The following is a 25623-nucleotide window of genomic DNA, read 5'->3' as shown; positions in this document are numbered from 1 at the left end:
CGGATCCTCCCGGTCAGTCGATGACATATCCGCCACCTGTTCGCAGCTCGCGCGTTCTGCGAGGGTCCAGGTGCACAAAGGATCGGTGTAACCACCGGTCGTTCCCGTCGTAGCGGGGCGAGAAGGCGGTCCGGCCGTGGAGCACGAGACGGTTGTCGATGACGGCCAGGTCCCCGGGGGCGAGGAGCAGGGACACACGTACCGAAGCCAGTGCGTCGTGCAGGGTGTCCATGGCGGCAGCGCCCTCGTCGTCGAGCGGGCTCGTGCTCGAAAAGTCCACCCGCACGTTCGGATCGTCCGCCGCACCGTCGAGCACAGAGTGGACGACCGGATTTCCCCCGCCGCTGAACGAGGGCGGGGCACAGGTGCGAAACCGTGCCTCCCGCAGGATCCGCTGGTGCTTTTCGGGCACCTCGCGCAACGCGAGCCGGACCGAGGCCACCTGGAGCCCGGCGTTTCCGTCGTGATCGTTGCGTAGGCACGAGAGGGCGACGTAGTCCGGCCGCATCGTGTGGAACGCGTTCTCCACATGCATCTTCAGGTTCTGTGAGCCTGCGTTGCTCTGGGAGGACTCGCGGCCGGGAACCGGGACGACGTTCTGCACCAGAGCGCCGTGCTTCTCGGGACGGAAGGCGGCCGGCTCGCCCAGCCCCATCACACAGAGCACGAGTGCGGCGGCCGGGACGGTGGTCCGGCGCTCTACCGAGTCCTTCTCGGTGGGTGTTGCCGGCACGGTTCCGGTGGGCAGACCGCTGATCCGCAGGACGCCGCCGAGGCCGGGGTCGGCGCGGAAGAGCCGAACCGCCTCACGCAGGCGGACGGGCAGGTGGCAGGAGCATTCGCGCGCCGCGTCAATCCATTTCGGGTCTTCCAGCAGGTTGGGTGGCGCGTCCACGAGATCCTGCACAAGGTCTCGCAGTTCGTCGCGTTCCTGCTGAGTGAGGATCAGGTGACCACTGGGATTCGCGTCCGGCCTGTCGTCGGTTTTCATGAGTGCCTCATCTCGTCTGACGGGCCGTGCGACACAGTCGACAGTCCTGCAGCCACAGTCCGTGTGTTCGGCGGTCTGACGGCGTCGAAGTGGTCGCCCGGCAGCTCCGCCGCCGTCAGTTCGCCGCGGCACACCCTCGTCCATCGCTCCAGCGCGACGCCGGGATCCTCGTCCCCGGCGCTGAGCAGCCGGACCGCGCCGTCGTACGGTTCGGGGCGGTAGCGGGCGTAGGCGTGGTAGTTGGCGATGAAGACGTTCAACAGGCGGTGGAGCGTCTCGTCCTCTTCCACGGCCGGGAGCAGGTGTGCGCCTCGGACGCGGGAGAGCACGTCCGCGCGGAGTGCCTCCGGAGTCAGGCGGGCCAGGCTCTGCGGGTCCACCTCCAGCGGGACGCCGTTGAGCCGTCCGAAGAAGCGCAGGAAGGCGGACATGACGCTCGGCTCGTCGAGGGACAGTTCGCCGTCGCTCAGGGGATGGCCGGGATCGACCAGGATCAGCGGGGCGACCTCCTCCCCGGCCACGGCCAACTGTCGCGCCATCTCGTAGGCGACGAGTCCGCCGAAGGACCAACCCCCCAGCTGCCAGGGACCGCCGGGGTGAGACCCTCTGGCCTCGGCCAGGTAGGAGGCGGCCATGTCCGGTACGGAGGTATGGGGTGGCTGTCCCGGTTCCAGGCCGACGGACTGGAACCCGTGCACGGCTGTACCTTCGGGGAGCGCGCGAGCCAAGTCGCGGTAACAGAAGGCAGTCCCGCCCATGGGGTGCACCCAGAACGAAGGGGTTCCCGCCCCGGCGCGCAACGTGACCAGGGCGCGTGAGCCGGTCACCCGGTCCTCACTGATCAGTTCCGCCAGACCGGCTACAGTGGGGTGTTCGAAGAGCGCCGACATCGGCAGCCGCACCCCGACGCGTTGGTGGAGCGTCGTCAGCAGCCGGACGGCGCTCAGGGAGTGGCCGCCGCAGGCAAAGAAATCGTCGTCCGTGCCAATGCCGGACGTTTCGAGGATCTCCTCCCAGATGTCCAGCAGGACCAGCTCTGTACGAGTGCGCGGTGGTGCCGCGCCGGTCCGGTCCAGCTCCAGGGAGGTGAGCGATGGCAGGGCCGCGAGGTCTCGCTTGCCGTTCGCCGAGACGGGGATCCGCTCCAACGGTATGAAGAAGGCGGGCACCATGGGCGCGGGGAGTTCGCCGCGGCATCGGGCGCGCAGGGTATCGGGGAGGGTCTCCCGCTCCGTTCCGGCCGCAGGCACCACATAGGCAACCAGACGGGGGTCTCCCGCGTCGTCCCGTCGTGCCACCACAGCCGCGTCGGAGACGGAATTGAGGGATCGGAGCACCGACTCGATCTCCGCGGGTTCGATGCGGACGCCGCGCAATTTGATCTGACGGTCGGCCCTGCCGAGGTACTCTAGATCACCGGTGGGCAGTACGCGTGCCAGATCGCCGGTGCGGTAGAGACGGCTGCCAGGAGTCCCGGAGAAGGGATCTGGCACGAACCGGTCGGCTGTCTGTCCGGGTCCGTTCAGATACCCGCGCGCGATTCCGACACCGCCGAGCAGGAGTTCGCCCGGTACGCCGACCGGGAGGATGCCGAGTCCGTGGTCGCCCACGTAGGCCCGCACACCGTCGATCGGAGTGCCGATGGGCACGTTCGAGCCGGTGTCCTGCCGGCGGCAGTCCCAGGCCGTCGCGTGAATTGCGGCTTCCGCAGGACCGTAGAGGTTGCTGAGCCTGACCCACGGCAGCGTTCGGTGAAAGCGTTCCCGCAACTCGGCCGTGAGCGCCTCGCCGCTGCACACCACATGGCGCAGCCGCGCGCACTGCCTGGCCAGCTCCGGGCCGGCCAGGAACGCCGCCAGCATGCTCGGGACGAAGTGCAGCGTGGTGACGCCCTCCCGTTCGACCAGATCCGCGAGATAGTCCGCGTCGCGGTGGCCGCCCGGATGGGCCAGGATGAGACGGGCTCCGGCGAGGAGCGGCCAGAAGAGTTCCGCGACGAAAACGTCGAAGCTCATGGGAGTCTTCTGGATGATCGAGTCCGTGCCGCCGAGCGGATAGGTCGCCTGCGTCCACCGCAGTTCGTTGCTCAGACCGCGGTGAGTGTTCTGCACACCTTTGGGGCGGCCGGTCGACCCGGAGGTGTGCACCACGTAGGCAAGCTGATCGCCGTCGTGCACGGTGGGAGGCAGGTCGTCCGCAGGGCCCACCGCGATATCAGCGGCATCAACGTCCAGGCACAGCACCCGGGTTCCCGCGGGGAGGGCGCCCGCCCACTTGCGCAGGGTGACGACGAGCGCGGGTGCTGTCTCCTCGACGATGTGGCGGTGGCGCGCGGGCGGGTGCTCCGGATCCATCGGCAGGAAGGCTCCACCCGCCTTGAGTACGGCGAGCAGGCACACGACAAGTTCGACGGAACGTTCGAGATGGACGCCGACCACGGACTCCGGCGCCACCCCGAGTGCTTGAAGCCGGTGGGCAAGCCGGTTCGCCCGTGCGTTCACTTCCCCGTAGGTCAGGTTCTGATCCTCGCAGGTCACTGCGATGGCGTTCGGCGTCCGTGCGACCTGTTGTTCCACGAGCCGGTGAGCCGGTACGACATCCGCGATGCCGGCCGGCGCGGGGGCGGGCTCGCGGAGGAGGACGGCGCGGTCCGCGTCCGAGAGCAGGGGCAGGTTCGCGTCACCCTCCGGATCGGCGGCCATGGCCGCCAGGACCTGGCGGTACATCTGCCCGAGGGCGTCCAGACGGGCCGGGCTCACATCCTGCGGCCGACTCGACAGGGAGACCCAGCCGCCGTGGGTGGCGACCATGAGAGGGAACTCGTTGGGACTGTCGTCGATGCCCGCGTCCAGGTCCACCAGTTCGGTGTCGACCGTGCGGAAGTCGAGATAGGCGAAACAGACGTCCGCGGCACGCCGTCCGCCGCTCTGCCGCTGGATGTTGCCGAGCGCGAAGCGCCGGTGCGGCCACAGCTCGATCTCGGTTCGGAACACCTGGCGTACCAGCGAGATCCAGCTGCCCTCGGTACCGGGGTAGGGGAAGGGCACCGTGTTGAGATACATGCCGTAGACCCGGTCCGCCCCCGCCACTTCCGGCCGGGTGTCGCACACCAGGCCCGCCGAGAACGCGGCGTCCGCGGTCATCGACGCCATCACACGCAGGTGGGCCGCGTGCATGACGCTCTTCATAGAGGCGTCCGCCCGGCGCGCCAGCTCGCGCAGTCCGGGCTGCAGATCGGCGTAGTGGATGTAGATCCGCTTGACCGGGCCGCTCTCGGCGTCACCCCATGCCTCGGGCAGGGCGAGCGGGGGGTGCTCGGCGACGGCTTCCTTCCAGTAGGCCGCGTGAACGGGGTCCGCCAGCTCGCGGCGTTCCAGCGCGATGAAGTCTGCGTAGCGGATCGCCGGGGCCGCCGCCGCGAGCAATTCCAGACCGTCCCGGAGCCGCCGGTAGCAGTCGAGCACCTCCATGATCATCAGATGGAGGCTCCAGCCCTCCAGGATGGGGTGGAACTCGGTGAAGGTCATCCGCCAGTACTCGTCGTACTGGTGGATGAAGAACCGGAACAGCGGCGCATCGGCCAGGTCGAACAGTTGATTGCGCTGTTCGCTCATGTAGGAGCGCAGCTGCGCGTCCTGCGCCGCCTCGTCGAGGCCCCGGAGATCCATCAGGCCGACGGTGAGCTTCGCGTGCCGGTGGACCAACTGGACAGGCTCGGAGTACCTGGTGAGGTCCATGGAGGTGCGCAGCACTTCATGGCGCGCCACCACGAGGTCGACGGCGGCCTGGAACGCCTGGTGCGCGCACGGTCGGGAGTCGCGGATGAGATAGGATGTCACATTGTGGTAGTTTCCTTCCTCCTTGGACGACATCATCTCCAGCACCATCCCGAGCTGGATCCGTGACAGCGGATAGGCGTCCACGGCGTCGTCCGGGAGCAGAGCCCGGTCCGCCCCGCCGAGCAGTTCGAAAGGGCGGACTCCGCGCTCCTCCAGATTCTGTTCGGCACGGGGGCCGACGGCGCGTCCGAGATCCTCGACGGTGCGGTGTTCGAACACGTCCCTGACCGAGACGTCGAACCCTCGCCGCCGCAGGGCCCCTACCAGGGCGACCGCCCGAAGGGAGTCTCCGCCCAGTTCGAAGAAGCTGTCCCGTACGCCGATGCCCCGCACACCCAGCACCTCGCACCAGACTGCGGCGAGTTCCGCTTCGGTGGCGGTGCTGGGGAGAATCGTCGCGCTGTCGGCCACGCGGGCGTCCCTGCCGGGCTCGGGCAGGGCACTGATGTCGATCTTGCCGTTCCGGGTCAGCGGGAACTCCGCCAGCACGACGATCGCCGTGGGGACCATGTACGCGGGCAGTCGTTCCGCGAGGAAGGCACGCAGTTCCACTTGGTCGGGCATGGGCGTATCGGCGGTGGGCGCAGCGTAGCCGTTCAGCTCGTGCGATCCGGTTCTGCCGCGGTGAGCGACCACCACCGCCGTCTGTACCTGCGGATGCTTGCTGAGGACGTTCTCGACCTCCGCCGGCTCGACTCGGTATCCGCGCACTTTGACTTGGCGGTCCACGCGGCCGATGAAATCGAAGGCGCCGTCCGGCAGCACGCGCGCGAGGTCGCCGGTGCGGTAGAGGCGGGAGCCGGGCTCGGCCGAGAAGGGATCGGGCAGGTACTTCTCCGCGGTCAGTCCTGGTTGGTGGATGTAGCCACGCGTCACGCCGACTCCACCGACGTACACCTCTCCCACCACGCCGACAGGCACCGGGCGCAGGTGGCTGTCGAGTACGTACGCGGTGGTGTTGGGGATCGGTCTGCCGATCGGCACGAGGTCGGTCTCCACCGGTCCGTCGATGAAGTGGGCCGAGTTCCCGATGGTGATCTCAGTGGGACCGTACTCCGCCGCGAGGGGCCGGTCCGTACCGGACCGCCAGTTGTCGGCCAGGTGGTGGGTGAACCGGTCGCCCGCCGCAATGACCAGGCCGGCGAGCCCGGTGCGCTGTCCGTCGTCGAGCTGGTCGGCCAGCAGTTCGAGGTGGCCAGGCGCCATCTTCAGGAAGCTGAGCGGACCGGCTTCGAGGAGCAGGGAGCCGAGTTCGGAGACGTCGAAGTTCTGAGGCAGGAGGTGTACTGGGCGACCGGTCATCAAGGCCGTGTAGATGTTGGGCACCACGAGGTCGAAGGCCGCGGAGGAGAACAGGGCGGTTCCGCCGTCGGCCCGCAGGTACGCCTCCGTCGTCCACCACAGGTAGTTGATCAGCCCTCGATGGCTGTTCATCACTCCCTTGGGGCGGCCGGTGGTGCCGGAGGTGTAGATGACATAGGCCAGGGTGTCAGGATCGACGTGCACGGCCGGATCCGTGCCCGGCTGGCAGTCGAAGGCAGCGGCATCCCGGTCGAGCAGAACGCAGGTGGCGCCGGTGGCCTCGGTCAGGCCGGTCGCGTGCTCCTCGTCGCTGATCACGAGACGCACCCGGGCGTCACGCAGAATGTACGCCTTGCGGTTCGTCGAATCCGTGGTCTCCAGCGGCAGGTAGGCCGCGCCCGCTTTAAGGACCGCGAGGAACGCGACGAGGAGGGAGGGGCTCCGCGGCAGGTTCACACCCACCAGGGTTTCGGGCCCCGCGCCGCACTCCCGCAGATGCCGTGCGAGCCGGTTGGCACGCGTTTCGAGTTCGCCGTAGTCGAGCACCTCGTCGCGGGTCACCACCGCCGGAGCGTCGGGGTGGAGCCGGGCCTGCGCGGAGACAACCTCGTGCAGGGGCGTCCATGAGCGCTTCCTGGCTGTGTCGTTGGCCTCGGTCACCAAGCTGTGCAGTTCCGTGTCGGTGACGTAGGCGAGGTCGGACAGCGGCGCGTCGGGCTGGGCGCAGACGCTCTCCAAGAGCCGCAGGAAGTGGTGTCCCGTGCGCTCGGCCTCCTCGGCGGTGCGGAGCGTGGTGGCGTACTCAAGCGCGCATCGCATCTGCGAGCCGACGTTCTCGATCTGGAGGTTCAGGTCGAACTTCGCCCCTTGTCCCATCACTTCGACCGCTTCTACAACGACTCCGGGCAGGTCCAGTTCGACGGGAGTGGTCTCCTGGTACCCGAACATCACCTGGACCAGCGGGAGTCTGGAGGGATCCCGTTCTGGATCGAAGCGCTCGACCAGTGTCTCGAAGGGAATCGCCTGGTGTTCGAGCGCGTCCAGCACCCCGGTGCGCCCACGGGCGAGCAGCTCGGTGAAGGTCGGGTTTCCGCTCCAAGTGGTACGCACTACGGCGGTGTTGACGAAGAAGCCGATCAGGTCGTGCGTCCGGATCTCATCGCGCCCCGCGACGGGGATCCCAACGTGGACGTCCTCACGACCGGTGTAGCGGGCCAGCAGGAACTGAAATGCTGTCAGGAGGACGACGAACGGCGTCGTGTTCTGCTCCTGGGCTAGCCGGTGAACCCTTTGAGCCAGCGCTTCGGGGACAGTGAAGCGGACCACGTCACCGGCGGCCGACCGGACACGCGGGCGGGCCCGCAGGGTGGGAAGCTCCAGGGGCACGAGAGCGGTGAGCCGCTCGTCCAAGTGGCGGAGCAGCCGTGCCGCATGCACGGAGGTCAGCCACTCGTGCTGCCACCCCGCGTAGTCGCCGTACTGGATGGGCAGAGCGGCGAGGTCGGGTTCAGTGCCCAGCGATTCGGCCTGGTAGCAGGCGCTCAGGTCGCGCCAGAGCACGCGCTCGGACCACCCGTCGATGGCGATGTGGTGGAACAGAATCACCAGGTAGTGACGCTCGGCGGAAGCGGTGACCAGGTGCATCCGCGCGCAGTCACCGTCGGAGGGCGACATGGGCGACCGTGCGAGGCTCTCAGCGAGGCGCAGGGCGTCGGCCTCTGGGCCGTCCTCACCGTCCGCCGGTACTCGCACATGGGTGAAACTGAAACTGTCGCCACCGGTGGCCATCACGTCCTGGACGGGTTCATCGGCCTGGAGCCGGTAGCGCGTGCGCAGAATTTCATGGCGGTCTACGACGCGCAGCCACGCCCGTCGCAAGAGGTCGACGTTCACCCTCCCCGACAACCTCAACACAAAGGGCACCAGGTAGTCAGTGCTGCCGGGCTGGAAATTGTCGAGGAACCACAGTCGGCGCTGGCCCGATGACAGCGGCATGTCCGTGCGCCGATCGGTCGTCCTGATGACCGGGCCGGAGCTGCCGGTACCACCGCCGGCCATGCGGCGCCTCAGCAGTTGTGCACGCAGTGCTTCGACGTTGTCGGTCATCGTCCGCCCCTCGCTTCGCCCCCGGCGAGGGCGATCACCTCTTCGTCCGTGAGGTGGGTGATCTCGTCGTGCAGCCGGGCGGCGACGAACTGCGCGAGATCTCTGATCGCGGGCTGCTCAAAGACCACACGCAGCGGCACGGTCGTGCCGAACTCGGCGCCCACCCGGGCGGCGAGGCGCGCCGCGAGGATCGAGGTGCCGCCCAGACGGAAGAAGGGCAGCGACACGTCGAGCGGCTTCTCGGCACCCAGCAGATCCCTGCAGATCGACTCGATTGTGGTCTCCAGTTCGTTGCTCGGGAGGTGCGGCCCGTCGACGGGGACGACCGGCGCCGGAAGAGCCGACCTGTCGACCTTCCCGTTGGCGTTGAGCGGGATCCGGTCGACGGACATGAAGAGCGCCGGCACCAGGTATGCGGGGAGCAGAGACGCGCAGTGCCGGGCCATGGCATAGGCATCGAACCGTTCGGCGGAGCGCGACACCACGTAGGCCACCAGCCGGGCAGCCGCTCCCTCCCCGTCCGCGACAACGAGGGCATCGGTCACGTCATCGTGGGCGACGAGGGCCCCGATCACCTCTGCGGGCTCTATGCGGTAGCCGCTGACCTTGACCTGGTCGTCGATCCGGCCGAGGAACTCGATTGTGCCGTCGGCACGGCAGAAGGCCCGGTCGCCCGTGCGGTAGAGCCTGCTGCCGGGGGTCGTGGAGAAGGGGTCGGGCAGGAAGTTCTCGGCGGTTACGGCGGGCATGTTCCGGTACCCGCGTGCGACGCCCAGTCCTCCGATGTAGAGCTCGCCAGGCACACCGACGGGTTGCGGTATCGCGTGCTCGTTGAGTACGTATGCGGTCGTGTTGGGGATGGGACGGCCGATCGGCAGCACGCCGGGCCCTTCGGGCCCGGTGATCGGGTAGGTGGAGTTCGCCACCGATATCTCCGTCGGACCGTACTCGTTCAACAGCTGAGGGCCGTTCGGACCGGCCAGCGCCAGCCATCGCTCCAGCACCGTGCCGGGAAAGGAATCTGCCCCGACCGCGAGCAGATCGGCCAGTCCCGTGGCCTGTTCGGACGTCAGCTGGTCGGCGAGGATGTCCAGGTGTCCCGGCGTCAGCTTGATGAAGGAGTAGGGACCGGTGTCCACGAGCAGGGATCCCAGCGTGGCCGGGTCGAAATTCTCCGGCAGCAGGCGGACCGGGTGGCCGATCATGAGCGGCACGTAGAGATTCGGAATGACCATGTCGAACGCGACGGAGGAGAAGAGGGGAGCCCCCTCGGCCGGTCCGGAGCGGGCGTACCCCTCGACGCCCCACATGAGGTAGTTCTGCAGCCCCCGATGGCTGATCATGACGCCCTTCGGGCTTCCCGTGGAGCCGGAGGTGTAAATGATGTACGCCAGGCTGTCGGGATCCGTCGCCGGAGCGCCGCCGCACACCTGTCCGTCAAAGGCATCACTTTCGGGCGCTTCGTCCAGTACGAGCCGGCGAATGCCGGGGTCGGACGGAAGCGCCGGGAGAAGAGCGCCCGTGGTGATGACGAGCTCCGCCTGGGAGTCGGTGAGCATGTAGGAGAGTCGGCTGGCGGGCAAGGCGGGGTCGAGCGGCACGTAGGCGCCCCCGGCCTTCCAGACCGCGAGGAACGCGGTGACCAGATCAGGGCCGCGTTCCAGGCAGACGCCCGCGACCTGCTCCGGCGCCAGCCCGAGGTACCGCAGCCGGGCGGCCAGCAAATCGCTGCGCTCCTCCACATCCCGGTAGGTGAGCCGTGTCGTGCCGTCGTCGAGGGCCACCGCATCAGGCGTCAGCGCGGCCTGCCGCGCGATGAGTTCAGGGACCATGGCAGCGGGCCGGTCGGTCCGGGTGTCGTTCCAGGCGATGAGCATGGTGTCGTGTTCGACCGGCGTCAGGACATCGATGCTGGACAGTCTGCGGCCGGGTTCGGCAACAGCCTGGGTCAGCAGCCGGCTGTAGTGGTCCGCGAAGTGCCGCATGACCGCGGGGTCGAACTTGGTGGCCGCGTAGCGCACCAGCACCGTGCCCTGTCCGGTGTCGGGATCGGAGAGAACGGCGAGGGACAGGTCGAAGTCGGGGACGTCCGGGACGCTCCCCCCGTCGTGGCCGGCGCTCGGCGTCGTCGTGCCGCCTGCCACGCGGTGGTCGAACACGGCCTGCGACAGCGGGTTGCGGGAATGGTCGCCGTACGGTTCCAACGACTCCACGAGCCGTTCGAAGGGGATGTCCCCGGCCGCACGGGCCGACCGCTCGGCGTCGGCGACCATGTCGACGAGGGTGTCGAACACGGGGGCGCCTGCGGTGTCGACGCCCAGGACGAGAGTATTGGCGAAGTGTCCCGCCATCCCGTCGCAGCTGGCGTCGGCGCGTCCGTCTGCACGGCTGCCGACCGCGAAGTCGCTCTGTCCGGAATACTTGGCCAGCAGCCCGACGAACGCGGAGAGCAGGACCGTGGAGGTGGAGACGCCGTGTCGTCGAGCCACCTTCGCAGCCCCGGACAATGTGTCGGCGGGGAGAGTGGCTGTGATCGCGTCCGCCCGCGGACTGTGTACGGGCGCACGTGTGCGGCTCATGGGCAGTTGCAGCGGCGGAAGACCGGTCAGCGACGCGCGGCGCTCCGCCAGTTGGCCTGCCGACTCCGCTCGCGCGAGGAGTTCGCGCTGCCGGACCACATAGGCCCCGTAGGACGTGGGCAGTTCGGACAGCCGCGGACGTCTGCCCTGGGCCTGCGCCTCGCGCAGTTCCTGGACGTCGCGCCGGATCACAGCGGCCGACCGTGCATCGCAGACGATGGCGTGCACCGTCAACAGGAGGACGGGACCGTGCTGCGGTACGTCGATGATTCCCGCCCGCCACGGCGGCTCGGCCGTGAGATCGAAGGGCCGTGCGGTCTCGCGAGCGATGGCTGCGCACAAGTCCACTGACTCGTACCGCGCGGGGAGCGGTCCGACCGAGGGCATCGCCTCGACGATTCGTACCGGTTGACCGTCAACGAGAGGAAACCGGGTGCGCAGTGCCTCGTGCCGTGAGGCCAGCGCGTCGAGCACCTCCTGGAGGGCACCGCGGTCGACCGGGACACCGCCGAGCCCGACAGTGATCGGAACAGCCAACGTCTCCGTGTGAGGGAGCCGGTCGAGCATCCACAGCCGCTTCTGAGCGTACGACAGCGGTTCTCCCGCAGCCGGGTCGCTCATGTCGCCGTGCCGTTGTGTGCTTGCATCCGCCTTCGCAGACTGAGCGGGCGCATGTCCGTCCAGATCTCCTCTACGTGAGCGAGACAGTCCGAGCGGCTGCCGGTGGTCCCTTCACAGCGCCATCCCGCCGGCACCGGCCTGTCGAGCAGCCAGATCGAGTACTGCTCCTCTTCGTTGACGACCACGCTGTAGTCGCGGTCGTCGTGACGCTCGTCGCTCATCAAAGCTCCACCGGGTCTCGGGATACGCCAGCGAGGTCAGGTACGTGACATCGCCACCAAAGATGCCAACGGCACCTGCCGAATGGCTACCGTCCGTGTGGCGGATCTCTGCACCGAAATCCTCCCAACGGCGGGTTGCCGATATTCCGGTTGTGCAGAGGACTCCGCTCGGATCCGGTGGCGGGCACCCGGAGTGGGGCGAGGGTGACCCACACGTTTTCGGACGGCTTCCTCGCCGCCGCCTGCGATCAAGGACGAATCGTCCAGGTCGGTCGACCGTCTCCCTGGTCAGTGACTGTGCGGGTCTCGTGGCAGCGTTGAAGGCGCGTCGAGGGATCACACTGTTTGTTAGCTTTTGGGCCTGGAAGTCAAGCGGCTAGAATTCGCTGATTGTCACAGGTCGCACAGTTGTCGATCTGGCCACCGGCCGGAAAGTCGCACACACTCTGTTGAATGCCTCAACGGAGGCATGATCCAATCGGGCTGGGTTCATGCTAATCAATCTCCAAATATCTCGAACAGGCGCAGGTCATAACCCTGCCGGGCCGTTCGAAACGAGGACCCTGAGCGCCACGAGAGGAAGAGCGCGCAATGTGTCGCCGTCGCTCCTGGTCGAATTTTTCCTGTCTTCCCGGAGTTTGTTTTCAGACGGGACAGCCGCTGCCCCGGTTGGCTCGCAAGCGGTGGGGAGAGCTCTAATCTCGCCAGCCGGCGCCGACAGAAGGAGATCGAATGCGTAGTTCCTGGCCCTTGTCGTTCGGTCAGCAACGGCTGTGGCTGACCGACCAGTTACGTGGGGGCGGGGTCGAGTACCTGGTGCCTGTCGCCTGGCGCCTGCACGGCCCTCTGGACACCGGCGCTCTCCGGTCGGCGCTCAACCGGCTAGTCGCACGTCACCAGGTCCTGCGCACCCGCATCACCGCACCTGACGGTGCTCCCGTCCAGACCGTCGACCCGCCGGCCGACGTCCCTTTCACACTGACCGACCACACCGGCGAAACCCGTGGCTCCCCGGACGCACGACTGCGGGACTCCATCGCTGACATACTCGGCTGGCCTTTCGATCTCGCCACCCAGTGGCCCGTCAGGGCCGGACTCATACGGGTGGCAGCGGACCAGCACGTCCTTGTCATCTGCCTGCACCACATCGCCTGCGACGGATGGTCCCTCGACATTCTCGCCCGTGACCTCGGCAGCCTCTACCGGACCGTCGCGACCGGGCAGTCCGCGCAACTCCCCGCGCTGCCCATTCAGTACGCCGACTACGCGGCCTGGCAGAACAGCCACCTCACTCCTCAAAGGCAGCATGACGACCTCGCGTACTGGCGCGGGCATTTGAGCGGACACGCACCATTCGAACTTCCGACGGACCACCCCCGGCCCGAAGTCTGGCAACCCCACGGGGACACCCTCGAATTCGACCTGCCTCCCAGCCTCACCCGCGCTCTTTCGTCTCTTGCCCGGGAAAACAGCGCGACCCTCTACATGGTCCTGCTCACCGCGTTCCTCATATTGCTCGCGCGTCGCACCGGACAGAGCGACATCACTGTCGGTACACCAACGGTCGGCCGCAACCGCCAGGAGACCACCGACCTAATCGGCTTTTTCGTCAATACACTCACCATCCGTGCCCAGGTGGGCGAAGGGCTCACATTTCGCGAGGCGCTGCGCCACGTACGTGCTATCTGCCTCGACGCCTACGCCCACCAGCACATACCTTTCGAAAAGCTCGTCGATAACCTGGCTCCCGAACGTACGCCGAACCGAAATCCGTTCTTCCAGATCCTGTTCAGCATGGGGACCCACAGCGAAAGAGAGCTGGATTTACCAGGCGTCAAGGCGGAGAACCTCGGTCTCCTCGTCGACAGCCCGATGTTCGACATCGCCTTCGAGCTGACCGAGCACGCCGACGGCCATCTGCATGGAGTCGTGAACTTCGCCTCCGCCCTCTTCGAGCGCTCTTCCATGGAACGCCTGGCCGGGCATTACAGCAGCCTGCTGAGCAGCTCCTGCGCCGCCCCGGACACGACGGTGACGCAGCTGGGCATTCTGCCGAGGGAGGAGCAGCGGGCCATTCTGGCACTAGGGGAGGGCCCGTCGGTGGAACGTCCCGACCTGTGCCTGCACGACCTGGTCGCCTCGCGGGCAGCGCGCACCCCGGACGCCGTCGCGGTCACGGTCGGGGACGAGTCCCTCTCCTACGCCGAACTCGATGCCCGTGCGAACCGTCTCGCACGGTATCTCAGGGCCGCAGGGCACGGCCTCGGCGATGTCGTCGCGCTGGGCACGCTCCGGTCCGCGGACATGATCGTCGCACTCCTCGCCGTCCTCAAGGCGGGCTGCGCCTACCTTCCGCTGGACTCCGGCCACCCCGGGGCCCGTCTCGCGAGCATGGCGGCCGAGGCGGGGGCAGCCACCGTTCTCACCCAGGCGGCCGTGGCCGATGTGTTCGGTTCCCTGCCGTGCCGGTCCATCGTTCTCGACAATCCCGAGGTGGCGGGCCGGATCTCGGCCGAGTCCTCGCAGGCGCCGGACATCCGGGTCGAGTCCGGCGATCCCGCGTATGTGATCTACACCTCCGGCTCCACCGGACGCCCGAAAGGGATCACCATCCCGCACCGCGGCATACGGAACCACGTCCTGTGGGCCATAGAACGGCACCAGTTGGTCCCGTCGGACACGGTCCTGCAGAAGACACCCCTCTCGTTCGACGCCGCTGCCTGGGAGATCCTGGCTCCCCTGGTCGCCGGAGCCCGGCTGGTCCTCGCCCCGGTGGGAGCCGAGTCTGACCCGGCAGCGATGGCCGGCTGCATCACGCGTCACGGCGTCACCGTGCTGCAACTGGTGCCCTCCGTGCTGCGGCTGTTTCGCGAGTTGGGTGAGATCTACGCGTGCCACTCGCTACGGCTGCTGTCGTGCGCGGGCGAACCGCTGCCCGTCGAGGCGTGCGACGACCTCAGGCAGCGCCTGGGCGTCGAGGTGACCAACACGTACGGTCCCACGGAGTGCTCGATCGATGTGGCCAGTTGGTCCTCCCAGGAGGGGGAGTCGCACTCGATCGCGCCCCTGGGGCGCCCGCTGCACAACACGGAGATCCGGGTACTGGACCCCGAGGGCAAACCCGTTGCGTATGGAGTCGTCGGAGAGATCCATCTCGGCGGGGAGGGTCTCGCTCTCGGCTACGTGGGACAGGCCAGGCTGACCGCCGAGCGCTTCGTTCCGGATTCCTGCGGCGACCGGCCCGGCAATCGCCTGTACCGGACGGGCGACCTCGGGCGCTGGCGCGCGGACGGGCTTCTCGAATTCGTGGGACGGATCGACGACCAGGTGAAACTTCACGGCGTCCGCGTCGAACCCAGCGAGGTGGCGGGGGTCCTGGAAGAGCACCCGGCCGTCGACAACGCCGTGGTCATGGTGTCCACGGCCGACGGGCAGAAACACCTCACGGCCTACGTGACAGGCAGTCGCAGTCACGGCGAGATGAGCGACCTGCGCTCCCATCTCCAGTTTCGGCTGCCACGCACCATGTTCCCCTCACGCATCGTCTTCGTCGACCGGTTCCCGCTGCTGCCCAACGGCAAGCTGAACCGAGCGGCCCTGCTCGCGATGGAAGGGCCACAGAACCACGACCAGGGATCGTACGTCGCCCCCAGCAGCCCGCTGGAGAAGACGATCTGGGAGGTGTGGCGCACGTTGCTGCACACCGACCGGTTCGGTGTGCATGACGGATTCTTCACCCTGGGCGGAAACTCCCTGCTGGCAACGCTCATGGCCTTCAGACTGGCCACGGAACTACACCGAGACATCCCCACTCACCTGGTGTTCCGCGCCGGCACCGTGGCCGGCATCGCGAGGGCGTTGGAGGACGAGCGGATCGAGTACGCCACCGCCGAGCCGGAACGCCAGGAGGGTTCCGGACGGCCTTTGTCCTTCGGCCAGCAGCGGTTGTGGCTGATCGACCAGTTACGGGAGGACGGAGCCGAGTACCTGGTGCCCGTCGTCTGGCGCCTGGAAGGCTGCCTCGACACCGACGCCCTTCAGTCGGCACTCAACCAGCTCGTCGCACGCCACGAGGTGCTGCGCACCCGCATCACCGCCCCCGACGGCATACCCGTTGCGACCGCCGATCTCCCCGCCGAGCTGCCCCTAGGCGTCATCGACCTAGCCCACGAACCCGCCGGGCCCGCCGACACCCGCGTCCAAGACGTGCTCGCCGAATCGCTCGCCCGGCCCTTCGACCTGGCGGCTCAAGGCCCCATCAGGGCCACCCTCATCCAACTGGCCGAGGACCGGCACCTCCTCGCCCTCTGTCTCCATCACATCGCCTGCGACGGATGGTCCCTCGATATCCTCGCCCGCGACTTGGGCGAGCTGTACCGGGCCACCGCGGGCCGCCGACCGCCACAGCTTCCCGCGCTCCCCTGCCAGTACGCCGACCATGCGACCTGGCAGGCAGCCAACCTCACCCCCCGAGAACTGGAGGCCCACCTGGTCTACTGGCGCGGCCGGCTCGATCGGCACACACTGGTCGAACTTCCCACCGACCTTGCCCGCCCCCCTGTCTGGCAATCCGCGGGGCACACTGTGGAGTTCTCCCTGCCGCCCCACCTCACCCGTTCCCTCACCGCGTTGGCACGCCAGAGCGACGCCACCCTCTACATGGCTGTCCTCACCGCGTTCGTCACGCTCCTCCATCGGCACACCGGCCAGGACGACATCGCTGTCGGCACGCTCACCTCCGGCCGCAACCGTCCGGAGACCAAGGACCTCATCGGGTTCTTCGTCAACACCATCATCATCCGCGCACGTCTTGCCGGTCGGCCCACCTTCCGCGACATCCTGCGGCAGGTCCGCGCCACCTGCCTCGACGCCTACGCCCACCAGGACCTCCCCTTCGAAAAACTCGTCGAAGACCTGCGCCCGGAGCGCACCCTCAACAGGAACCCGCTGTTCCAGATTCTTTTCGAGTGGCAGGACGTCACGGACGGCGGACTGGCATTCGATGAAACGATTCGAATCAGTGACGTGGATCTGGACTGGCACAGAGCCAAACTCGACCTCACGCTCTCGATGGTCAACGAACCCGATGGCACCCTGCGAGGGGTGTTGACCTATCCCGTCTCCCTCTTCAACGCGGCCACCGTACAGAGAATGAGCTTCGCCATTCAGCAAATTATTCAGAAAATGGCCGAGAATCCCGATTATCTGATCTGAAATCACACCACGGGGAAATCATGAGGGTAATAGCCGAGACGAGTATTCTGCTGGTCGCCAGGGACAGTATTTCGCGTGACGGGATCAAGCTGATACTGGACTCCGATCCATCGCTACACGTAACCGCCGAAATGGCAAGCGCAGCCATGGTCCGCCAACTCGATCACCGCCTTAAAGCCAACGTGATTCTCGTCGACATGGCGGGACTAGAATGGGGGGCAGCGGATATTGTTCGACAGATCAGGGGAGCGGACGAGAGGTCGGCGGAACCTATCATCTTCCTGGCGGACAAGGAATCCCAGTTAGATCTGGGCGTTCTCCAGCTGGGCGCCTGCGTTGTCGCGCGTACGCGCATGAGTGCCAAAGGGCTTGTCGCGACGATCCACATGATGGCGGCAGGTTATCTGCCGGTAGAGAGCGGACTGGCCCGACACCTTGCACACGAAGTGGCGGCGCTGCGCACGGACACAACTCCGGCGGCCCGTCGACTCACCCGCCGCGAAAACGAAGTACTGGCCCACCTTGCGCGAGGGCTTTCGAACTCGGAAATAGCCGGCCACCTGACAGTGTCCAGTTCGACGGTGAAGTCGCATGTGCAGGAGATCCTCCGAAAGCTCGGGCTCCGCAACCGCCTGGAAGCCGCCATATACGCATATCGGTTCGGCGGGCACGAGCCGCCGTCTCCGCTGAGCGACCCCCTCGAAGCCCGCAACAGCCACGGAACCAGTTCGCCCCCATCACCCCCAACGGAAAAGGTTCACTCATGACATCCGCCGGCCGAAACGTCATTTCGCTCGACGACCTCTCAGCCGCGGATCTCCGATCTATCATCGCGCGCGGGGCCGAAATAGCGCAGAGTCGGCAGAGGCAGTTCGACACCCTGAACGGCACTGTCGTCGGCATCTACTTCCGAAAGACATCCACCCGCACACGCACCGCCTTCTCCAGCGGTGCTCTGCGTCTCGGAGCCCGGATCATCAGCTATGGTCCCGACGACTGGCAGACCAACACCGGTGAGTCGTACGAGGACACGGGGCGCATCCTCTCCGGGATGCTGGATGTCCTTGTGGCCAGAACCGCCGGAGACCCAGCCGAGATGCGGGCCCTCGGGGCACACAGGCAGATGCCCGTCGTCAATGCCATGAGCGACGAGGAACACCCCACGCAGGCCCTGACCGATCTCACCACAATGCTCTGCAGGTTCGGATGCCTGGAGGGCCGTAGGGTGCTCTACATCGGAGAGGGCAACAACACGGCGGCTGCGTTGGCGCTCTCTCTCAGCCGGTTCGAAGGCACCGAACTGCACCTTCGTACGCCCCCTGGCTACGGCATCAGCGAATCGGTCCGTGCCAGGGCGCTGCTCCACGCCGAGCAGAACTCGGCGATTGTGACCGAACATCACGACATGGACGATCTCCCTACGGATGTCGATGTCATCTACACGACGCGTTGGCAGACGACGGGCACCACAAAGGCCGACCCGGACTGGCGGGAGACCTTTCGGCCGTTTCACGTGGGCACCCGCCTCTGGCAGCACTCGCCCAAGGCCCTGTTCATGCACGATCTGCCCGCTCATCGGGGGGACGAGGTCAGTGCCGACGTGCTGGACGGTTCGGCAAGCATCGCCTTCGAGCAGGCAACGAACAAAATGCACAGCGCGATGGCAGTTCTGGAGTGGTGCCGGCAATGAGACAACGGTCCGACAGAACTGGCCCGGCTTCGCGTCGATCCGCCTCGATGTGGCCGCCTGAACCTTTCGCCTCCGCGTGGCACGAAAGTATCGGGTCGGATCGTGGCCGACCTCGCCCACCCGCCGGTACCGCTCATTGACGTCCAGAGGGCCGCGCGTGCACCGGAATTCACGTCGGATGCCGGCCCGGAACGGACAGCGGAGATCTCACTGGTGTCCTCGCCCGGCTCGTCCCCTTCTTGGCCGGATTCTCTTGACCGCTGGAGGGCAACACACTGTGTCCGCTCTCTGAACACTCGCTGATGAGCACGAGGTGAACGCGATGAACTCATCGTCATCGGACGGACTTCAGTACTCAGGCCGGAATGCAGGCGCTGTCGACCGCCGCCCGGAGCACGAGCACCGCGGCATCGACTCCGCAGAGATCGAAAGGACGCTCCTCGGTCATCCGAACGTCCGCCGAGTCCTTGTGGTCATGCGGGAGGGCTCTCTGGGCGAGTGGAAGCCGGTCGCCTATGTCGTGCCGAGGGCAACGTGGAGTGGGAGCGCTGAGCCTGCGGCATCGGGTGAGCAACTGGACGAGTGGCAGCAGGTCTACGACATGGTGTATGCGGACTCGCCCGAAGCGGAATTGGGCGAGGACTTCGGCGTCTGGACTTCGCTCTATACCGGTGCCCCTATCCCGATGGAGCAGATGCGCACCTGGCGAGATGCCGCGGTGGACCAGGTCATGCGGTGGTCGCCTCGCACGGTTCTGGAACTCGGAGTCGGTAGCGGACTGCTGCTGGCCCGCATGGCCTCCGGTGTGAAGGAGTACTGGGGTACGGATTTCTCGGCGGTGGCCATCGACCGGCTGGGGTCCCAGGTGGCGGCGAGCGGTCTGTCGAACCGTGTGCGGTTGCGGTGCCAGGCCGCCGATGACATGACGGGACTGCCGCGCGAATTCTTCGACACCGTGGTGCTCAACTCGCTGGTGCAGTACTTTCCCAGCGAAACGTATTTGGACCGAGTACTCACTCGGGCCTGGGATCTCCTGCCCGCTCACGGGCGCGTCATCGTCGGTGATGTGCGCAGGATCGGCTCGCTGCGCCTGCTGCAGAACGCCGTCCAAGGGGCGAGGCATCCGCAACTCTTACCGGCCGTGCGCAGCGCCCACGCCGAGCAGGCCATCGCGGCGGAGAAGGAACTGCTCATCGAGCCGGAATGGTTCTCTCGCTGGGCAGCGGCACGCGAAACCTGCGTGGCAGAGATCCGGCTGAAGCCCGGCGACGAACACAACGAGCTGACCAGGCACCGTTACGAGGTCGTTCTCCACAAGGAGCCGACCGAACTGCTGACGCTCGACGATGCGGCCCCTGGTCTGACGTGGGGCCGCGACCTGGAGCGTCTTGACCAGGTGGCGGACGTGGTTTTTCGCCAGGCGGGGCGGCCTGTACGGATCTGTGGTGTACCCAACGCACGGCTGGCGAGCGAAGCCGACGAGGCCGGACTGCCGCCCCTGTTCCCTGCGGCCGTCGGCACCACGACCGCGGTGGACCCGCAGCATCTGCGCGATCTCGCGGTCGACATGGGCTGGGAGACGGTGCTGACTTGGTCGGCACAGGGGATCGACCGCTTCGACGTGGTGGTACTTCCGGACGGACCGATGCAGGACAGGGCGGTCTCCGTGCCCTTTCCTCCTCCCCCCGCCGACGCGGAACGGCCTCTGGTGAACGATCCCATGGCGGTGCGGGAGTTCGAGGCCCTGCCAGAGGCGTTGCGGCGCTACGCACGGGAGTGGCTGCCCGAGCACATGGTGCCGACCACAATTGTCATCGTTGCCGAGATCCCACCGGGCTTGGTGTGATCGCTGCCGCAGGCGGTTTCCGTTGATTCCTTGATTCCATGGGGAACCGCGTCGACGATCCCGTGGTTCCGAGATCGCTTGCTTTGATGTCACCGGCGAGCCGGGGGCGCAGACTTCGGCCTCCAGGACGGCGGTCAGTGTTCGCCCGCCGTCCTGGAGGCCGAAGTCCTCAATCAGTGAGCAGTCTCGGTCGTTCCATCGGCATTCACCACGCTCAACACGGACATGCCCGACCGGCCGACGATGCGACGTCAGCCTACCCGATGACAAGAAGTCGATCAGGCCGGAAGGCGCGCCCTATGGGTCCGGCCCGTGGCTGTTCCACGGGTCATGAGTACTGCTTGCCCGGCTCTGATTGATTTTCGTCGTTCGCATCAGTCGTTGTGTCCGCAACGTTGTCATGAGTCAGGGTCCGGATACGAGGTATCGGTGAAGGCAGCAGCCAGAGCAGTGACAGGGCTCCGCCGACAGCGGCGATGAGCAGGGTCAGCCTCAGGCCGATGAGGGTGGCGAGCAGCCCTCCAACGACAGCGCCGACAGGGCGTATGCCGTAGTTGATCGTGCTGTACGCGCCGGCCACGCGACTACGCATGCCGTCGGGGATCACAGCAGCTTGGAGAGAATTGAGGTTGACGTCGAACAACATGACACCGAAGCCGGACAGGAATTCGGTCGCGGCCAAGGCGCTGGCACGGAGCCAGAGCGAACCACCCGCGGCGGCGGCAATGGCAATCGGCGCCGGGAAAAGGACCGCGCCGACACCGATGCAACGCCCCACGCCGAACCGTTTCGAGATCTTCGGAGCGGACGCCGCGCCAAGGATGGAACCGGTCGCGCCGATCCCGAACGCGATGCCGATCGCTCCCGCCGACAATCCGAGGCTCCGGTTGGCAAACAGCACGATCAACCCACTGCTCGCGACAAAGGTGAAGAAGTTGACGGTCGCCGCGCATCCGAGAGCCGCCCGCAGAACTGGGTGACGGACAACGAACGAAATTCCCTCCCGGGCACGTTGCAACAGCGAGGAAGCCGCCGCGTTGTCGGAGGCGACAGGCGGTTCGTCGACCGAAACCCGACCGACCAGGATCGCCGACACCAGGAAGGTCAGAGCGTCCACGACGAGGGTGACGGGTGCGGTCAGCACCTGGACCAGACCGCCACCGATGGCCGGGCCGGCGACATACGATACCGATCGGCTGGCGCTGAGCTTGCTGTTCGCGTCGACGTAGGACGCAGGCGGCACGAGGCGCACGAAGAAGGACGGATAGGCGGTGTTGAACAGCACCCCGGCCACGCCCAGCATGAGCGCCACTGCGTACAACTGTGCCAGCGTCACCGCCCCCAACAGGTAGGCTGCTGGGACGCTGAGCAGTATCGCGGCGCGTACCAAGTCGGCAAAGATCATTAGACGGCGCTTGTGTGCTCGCTGGTCGACCCATACTCCCAGGAAGATGGCGAGCAGGTTCGGGGTCCAGATCAGTGCAGTCAGCCAAGCCACCTGGTTGGCCGAGGCGTGCAGGGCGCTGATGGCGATCAGGGGCAGGGCCAGTTCGGTGATCCTGTCGCCGAACTGTGAGGCGGAATGGCCGGCCCAGAAGCGGCGGAACCGTCGATCCCGCCACAGGGATATGGCGACGGCGGGCTGGTCCGGGCTGTTCATAAGATCTGCCCGGTTTGCTCCTCGGTGCCTTCCGGCAGGACGTAGCGCATCAGCCGGACGCCGAGGGCGTCCGGGGGTCGCTCGGCCGCATCGCGAGTCACGTACGGCGCGAGAATCCGCTCGATGTCGTCCTCGACGGTGGCGAGTTCATCAGCCGAAACGACGACGCGGGTGTTGGCCAGCCCGGCCAGCCTGCGCCACGCCGGATCGAGTTCGGGCTCGACCTCGGCAGCCCACTGGATCGGGAGATCTGAATAGCGCAGGAACATCTGCTGCGACAGCATCCGCGCGGCTGACCGGCCCTCTTCATCGGCCGGATCCTGCGGTGCCTTGAAGCGGAAGCCGCGCGCCACGGCCTCCCAGCGTCGCTGGCGCCGGTCCGAGCCAGGCTCACTGTCGCGGACCAGCCCAAAGCTCGCCAAGTGGCGCAGATGCCAACTGGTCACTGATGGCGTCGCTCCCACGTCGGGCGCGAGTTGCGTCGCCGTCGTAGGCCCGTGCCGGTGGAGGTGGTCAAGGATCGCCAGCCGCACCGGATGCGCCAAGGCCCGCATGGCTTTGGGGTCGGTGATCTCGATATCTCCGAGGCGATTATTGGAGGGCATAACGTGCGAGTCTCCTCTCGTAATATATGAGAGTCAACTCTCACGTATGATGCAGGAAGGTCTAGTCCGCAGAGGATTCGATGCAAAGAAGCCTTCGCAAGGCAATTTTGTACTCAGTGGGCGTTTGATGTAGGTAGATTCCCCTTTATCTACTAGTACGTTCCTCGCCAGGTGGGTGTGGTCTCGTCCGTTATGCGCTTGGTGGGGTTGTCGATCGAGGCGACGCGGATCATGGCTTCGGAGCTGGTGGGCAGCGTCCCGTAGTCGCGGGCGAGGCGGCGATGCATCACGATCCAGCCGATACTTCGCTCGACGGCCCAGCGTCTTTTGACGATGTGGAATCCGCGAACTCCCGGCTTTCTGTTGACCACTTCGACGTCGATACCGAGATTGGCTCCGTGTTCGACGACGGCGCTCTTGAAGCCGGTGTCGACCCAGCTCTTGGAGATGGTCGGATAGGTTCCCTTGGCCTGATCGAGGAGTTGGATTCCCAGGGCGTTCTCGGAGAGGCTCGCGGCGGTTACGGTCACGGCGAGTATGAGCCCGATGGTGTCGGTGAGGATGCCCCTCTTCCTGCCGACGATCTTCTTGGCGGCGTCGGTTCCTTGGCTGCTCAGGGGCACGTTGGTGGACGTTCTTACGCTCTGGGTGTCGATCACGGACGCGGCGGGTTCGGGCTTGCGTCCTTCCTTCACGCGGGCGAGTCCGGTCAGGTCGTAGTTGAGCTGGATGAGGATTCCCTCATCGCGCCAGGCGGCGTAGTAGGCGTAGACGGCGGCGTGGTTCGGGAAGTCGTGCGGAAGGTACTTCCAGGGGATTCCCGTGCGGTTGACGTAGAGGAGTGCGTCGAATGCGTCTCGCAGGTCGACCTTGGCCGGCCGCCCGGTGGGTCTGCGGTCGAGCCGAGCCTTTCTCCAGGCCGTTAACGTCGGCTCGATTAAGGCCCATCGGGCGTCGGACAGGTCGCTGGGGTACGGCTTGCGCTCGATCACGCCGTAGCGTGATCACGCACACGACGGACGACGCTGTTCCGCGGACTACTGGGCGCTTCTGTCATATTTCTAAACCAGACGGACTTCATACACGAGAAGCGGAGTAAGCGGTCGCCAAAGTGGCGGCCCAGCGAACGCGGAGGTGCACCCATGGCACTAAAACCCTAAAAGGGACACCGGTGAAGCACACTTAACGGAATAGAACATAGCTAAACGCCCACTGAACCTCTTTCATCCTGTCCCGCAAGGGGCAACGGCCTGGCGGGCGGGGGGGGGTGACAGGACAGGGCCCCTCGTCGTTGGCGTGGTGATCTCACTCATCACACCGGCGACCGAGGGGCCCTGTTGGTTCCGTATCCTTCCATGCTCGACGTCCCGCACGAGCTCGTCGAGCATGTCTCCTGGCTCATCTACGCCCGAAGGCGTGAACTGCGATCGCCCTGGCGGAAGTTGAGCTGCTTCAAGCAGGCCCTGCTCACCCTGGCGCATCTACGCAAGAACGAGACGTATCGGCAGGTCGGCGCCGGATTCGGGGTGCCCGAGGCAACCGCCTGGCGCTACGTCGACGAGACGATCGAGGTACTTGCCTCCTGGGCACCTGGCCTGCACGAAGCCCTGACCGGACTCGGCGAAGGCGACTTCGTCATCGTCGACGGCACCCTCATCCCCACCGACCGCATCAGGGCCGACGAGCCGTACTACTCCCAGAAACACAAGAAGCACGGCATGAACGTCCAGGTCATTGCACGGCCGGACGGAACCCCACTCTGGTTCTCGCGCGCGACACCAGGACGCACCCACGACCTGACCGCAGCACGAGCCCACGGCATCATCCAGGCGTGCCTGACCCGGCAGATCCTCGTGCTCGCGGACCGGGCCTATCAGGGAGCCGGCGCCACCGTTCGCACCCCCTACTACCACCACCGCGAACAACCCGAGCACTACCAGGCGTTCAACCGTGATCATGCCCGGCTGCGGGCTCCTGGAGAACGTGCCTTCGCACAACTGAAGACCTGGCGACTGCTCCGGCGGGCCAGATGCTCCACCCGTCGCATCGGCACCATCGTCCAAGCCATCCACCTGGCCGTCGAGATCAGCAGCATTTCGGCCGCCGACCCCGATGCCCGCCGCACCATCGACGGCACGATCCTCAAGCCGGGCCACCCGGTCTACGACCAGTACGTGGGCGGCGCCACACCGGCGGGGAAGAGCCAGAACCCCGTCCAGTACGTCGACTCCCCCATCGACCGGACCCTCTGCGCCTGCGGATGCGGCAACCAGACACCCGCCGGCCGCCACTTCATCGCCGGACACGACCAGAAGGCGATCCATGAACGGATCGCCAAGGTAGGCGGTGTCGTCCCCTTCCTCGAATGGTTCGACAACACCTGGACCGAGAACAACCACTGCCCCCCTCCGACTGCCGCCGGGGAGTCCCCGTAATGCCCGCCGCAGGTCGTTGAGCTGCGGTCGTGTCTTGGTTTCGTACAGCGCCCTGAGGTGGGCTGATGCCACCTACAGGCTTTCCACCTTGGCGATGGCCCGCAGCTCCGTGCCCATGCCCGCCCCGTGGTCATGAAAGGCAGCGAGCTCGGCACGGTGAGTCTCGCGGAACCGTATGGGCTTGGCGGGCGGCACGTGGTCCAAGTTGTCCGGCTCGATCTCAGTGCACAGTGCCACATGCAGGTAGGCACGCTCGGCATCCTCCACGGCCGGCACGCTCACCTGGTCATCGAATACCAGGGCCGTAAGCCGATCAAGTGCGCCGACGGCATTGTGCATGCGAGGGTCGTCGGTGGCTGGTGACAGCACCTCGCTGCGCGCCATGGCATCGGCCAGCACCGCGAGGTAGATCGAGCCCAGCTAGGGCCTGTGTGACGTCGTGATCAGCTGGTGGGTTCTGCCCTCTTCGGGCGGTGGAATCCGGTAAGACGTTGGTTGTGACTCGTAGGCAACT

The 25623-nt window shown here is 66.5% G+C and carries 12 protein-coding genes and 1 pseudogene; 5 read left to right on the top strand and 8 right to left on the bottom strand.

What is annotated here, in order from left to right; genetic code table 11:
- Positions 1-13: 13 nt before the first annotated feature.
- From ACFYW8_RS37540 to ACFYW8_RS37525, 4 genes are read right to left on the bottom strand one after another with little or no spacing between them, the layout of a single operon-like run.
- Positions 14-991 (bottom strand): TauD/TfdA family dioxygenase, encoded by a 978-nt coding sequence (locus tag ACFYW8_RS37540; RefSeq protein ID WP_389089438.1) that lies wholly within the window; start codon positions 989-991, stop codon positions 14-16.
- Positions 988-8238 (bottom strand): amino acid adenylation domain-containing protein, encoded by a 7251-nt coding sequence (locus tag ACFYW8_RS37535; RefSeq protein WP_389089435.1) that lies wholly within the window; start codon positions 8236-8238, stop codon positions 988-990. Before ACFYW8_RS37535 ends, ACFYW8_RS37540 begins: the two co-directional genes overlap by 4 nt.
- Positions 8235-11438: an amino acid adenylation domain-containing protein gene (locus ACFYW8_RS37530; RefSeq protein ID WP_389089431.1), complete on the bottom strand. Its 3204-nt coding sequence runs from the start codon at positions 11436-11438 to the stop codon at positions 8235-8237. The genes ACFYW8_RS37535 and ACFYW8_RS37530 overlap by 4 nt, the downstream gene beginning before the upstream one ends.
- The gene (locus ACFYW8_RS37525; RefSeq protein WP_389089428.1) at positions 11435-11659 is read right to left on the bottom strand and encodes an MbtH family protein; all 225 of its coding nucleotides are present in this window, start codon (positions 11657-11659) and stop codon (positions 11435-11437) included. Before ACFYW8_RS37525 ends, ACFYW8_RS37530 begins: the two co-directional genes overlap by 4 nt.
- A 732-nt stretch (positions 11660-12391) precedes the next feature.
- Here ACFYW8_RS37525 and ACFYW8_RS37520 point away from each other — a divergent pair.
- The 4 genes from ACFYW8_RS37520 to ACFYW8_RS37505 all read left to right on the top strand — a co-directional run bounded on the left by ACFYW8_RS37520 (position 12392) and on the right by ACFYW8_RS37505 (position 20409).
- A complete protein-coding gene (locus tag ACFYW8_RS37520; protein ID WP_389089425.1) occupies positions 12392-16873 on the top strand; it encodes an amino acid adenylation domain-containing protein in 4482 nt (1493 codons plus the stop codon).
- 20 nt (positions 16874-16893) lie between these two features.
- Positions 16894-17640, top strand: a complete 747-nt coding sequence (locus tag ACFYW8_RS37515; RefSeq protein WP_389089422.1) for a LuxR C-terminal-related transcriptional regulator — start codon at positions 16894-16896, stop codon at positions 17638-17640.
- Complete coding sequence (locus ACFYW8_RS37510) at positions 17637-18563, top strand: ornithine carbamoyltransferase (protein ID WP_389089419.1); 927 nt, start codon at positions 17637-17639, stop codon at positions 18561-18563. Before ACFYW8_RS37515 ends, ACFYW8_RS37510 begins: the two co-directional genes overlap by 4 nt.
- 322 nt (positions 18564-18885) lie before the next feature.
- A complete protein-coding gene (locus tag ACFYW8_RS37505) occupies positions 18886-20409 on the top strand; it encodes a methyltransferase domain-containing protein (protein ID WP_389089561.1) in 1524 nt (507 codons plus the stop codon).
- A 328-nt stretch (positions 20410-20737) separates the two neighbouring features.
- Here the strand turns inward: ACFYW8_RS37505 and ACFYW8_RS37500 are convergent, their stop codons facing one another.
- From ACFYW8_RS37500 to ACFYW8_RS37490, 3 genes are all read right to left on the bottom strand, one after another.
- A complete protein-coding gene (locus ACFYW8_RS37500; RefSeq protein WP_389089416.1) occupies positions 20738-22069 on the bottom strand; it encodes an MFS transporter in 1332 nt (443 codons plus the stop codon).
- Positions 22066-22674 (bottom strand): ArsR/SmtB family transcription factor, encoded by a 609-nt coding sequence (locus tag ACFYW8_RS37495; RefSeq protein WP_389089413.1) that lies wholly within the window; start codon positions 22672-22674, stop codon positions 22066-22068. Before ACFYW8_RS37495 ends, ACFYW8_RS37500 begins: the two co-directional genes overlap by 4 nt.
- A 152-nt stretch (positions 22675-22826) precedes the next feature.
- Positions 22827-23666: an IS5 family transposase gene (locus ACFYW8_RS37490; protein WP_389089410.1), complete on the bottom strand. Its 840-nt coding sequence runs from the start codon at positions 23664-23666 to the stop codon at positions 22827-22829.
- Positions 23667-23970: 304 nt separating this feature from the next.
- On the opposite strand from ACFYW8_RS37490, the pseudogene ACFYW8_RS37485 reads away from it, so the two are divergent.
- A pseudogene (locus ACFYW8_RS37485) lies at positions 23971-24746 on the top strand (IS5 family transposase); the annotation flags it as partial.
- A gap of 435 nt (positions 24747-25181) precedes the next feature.
- On the opposite strand, the gene ACFYW8_RS37480 reads toward ACFYW8_RS37485, so the two are convergent.
- Positions 25182-25508, bottom strand: a complete 327-nt coding sequence (locus ACFYW8_RS37480) for a hypothetical protein (protein WP_389089407.1) — start codon at positions 25506-25508, stop codon at positions 25182-25184.
- Positions 25509-25623: the final 115 nt, after the last annotated feature.

Origin of the sequence: Streptomyces sp. NPDC002742 (assembly GCF_042888885.1) — a bacterium.
Taxonomy (GTDB): domain Bacteria; phylum Actinomycetota; class Actinomycetes; order Streptomycetales; family Streptomycetaceae; genus Streptomyces.
Note: the sequence above shows the minus strand (reverse complement) of the source record. Positions and strands in the feature narration are given on the sequence as shown.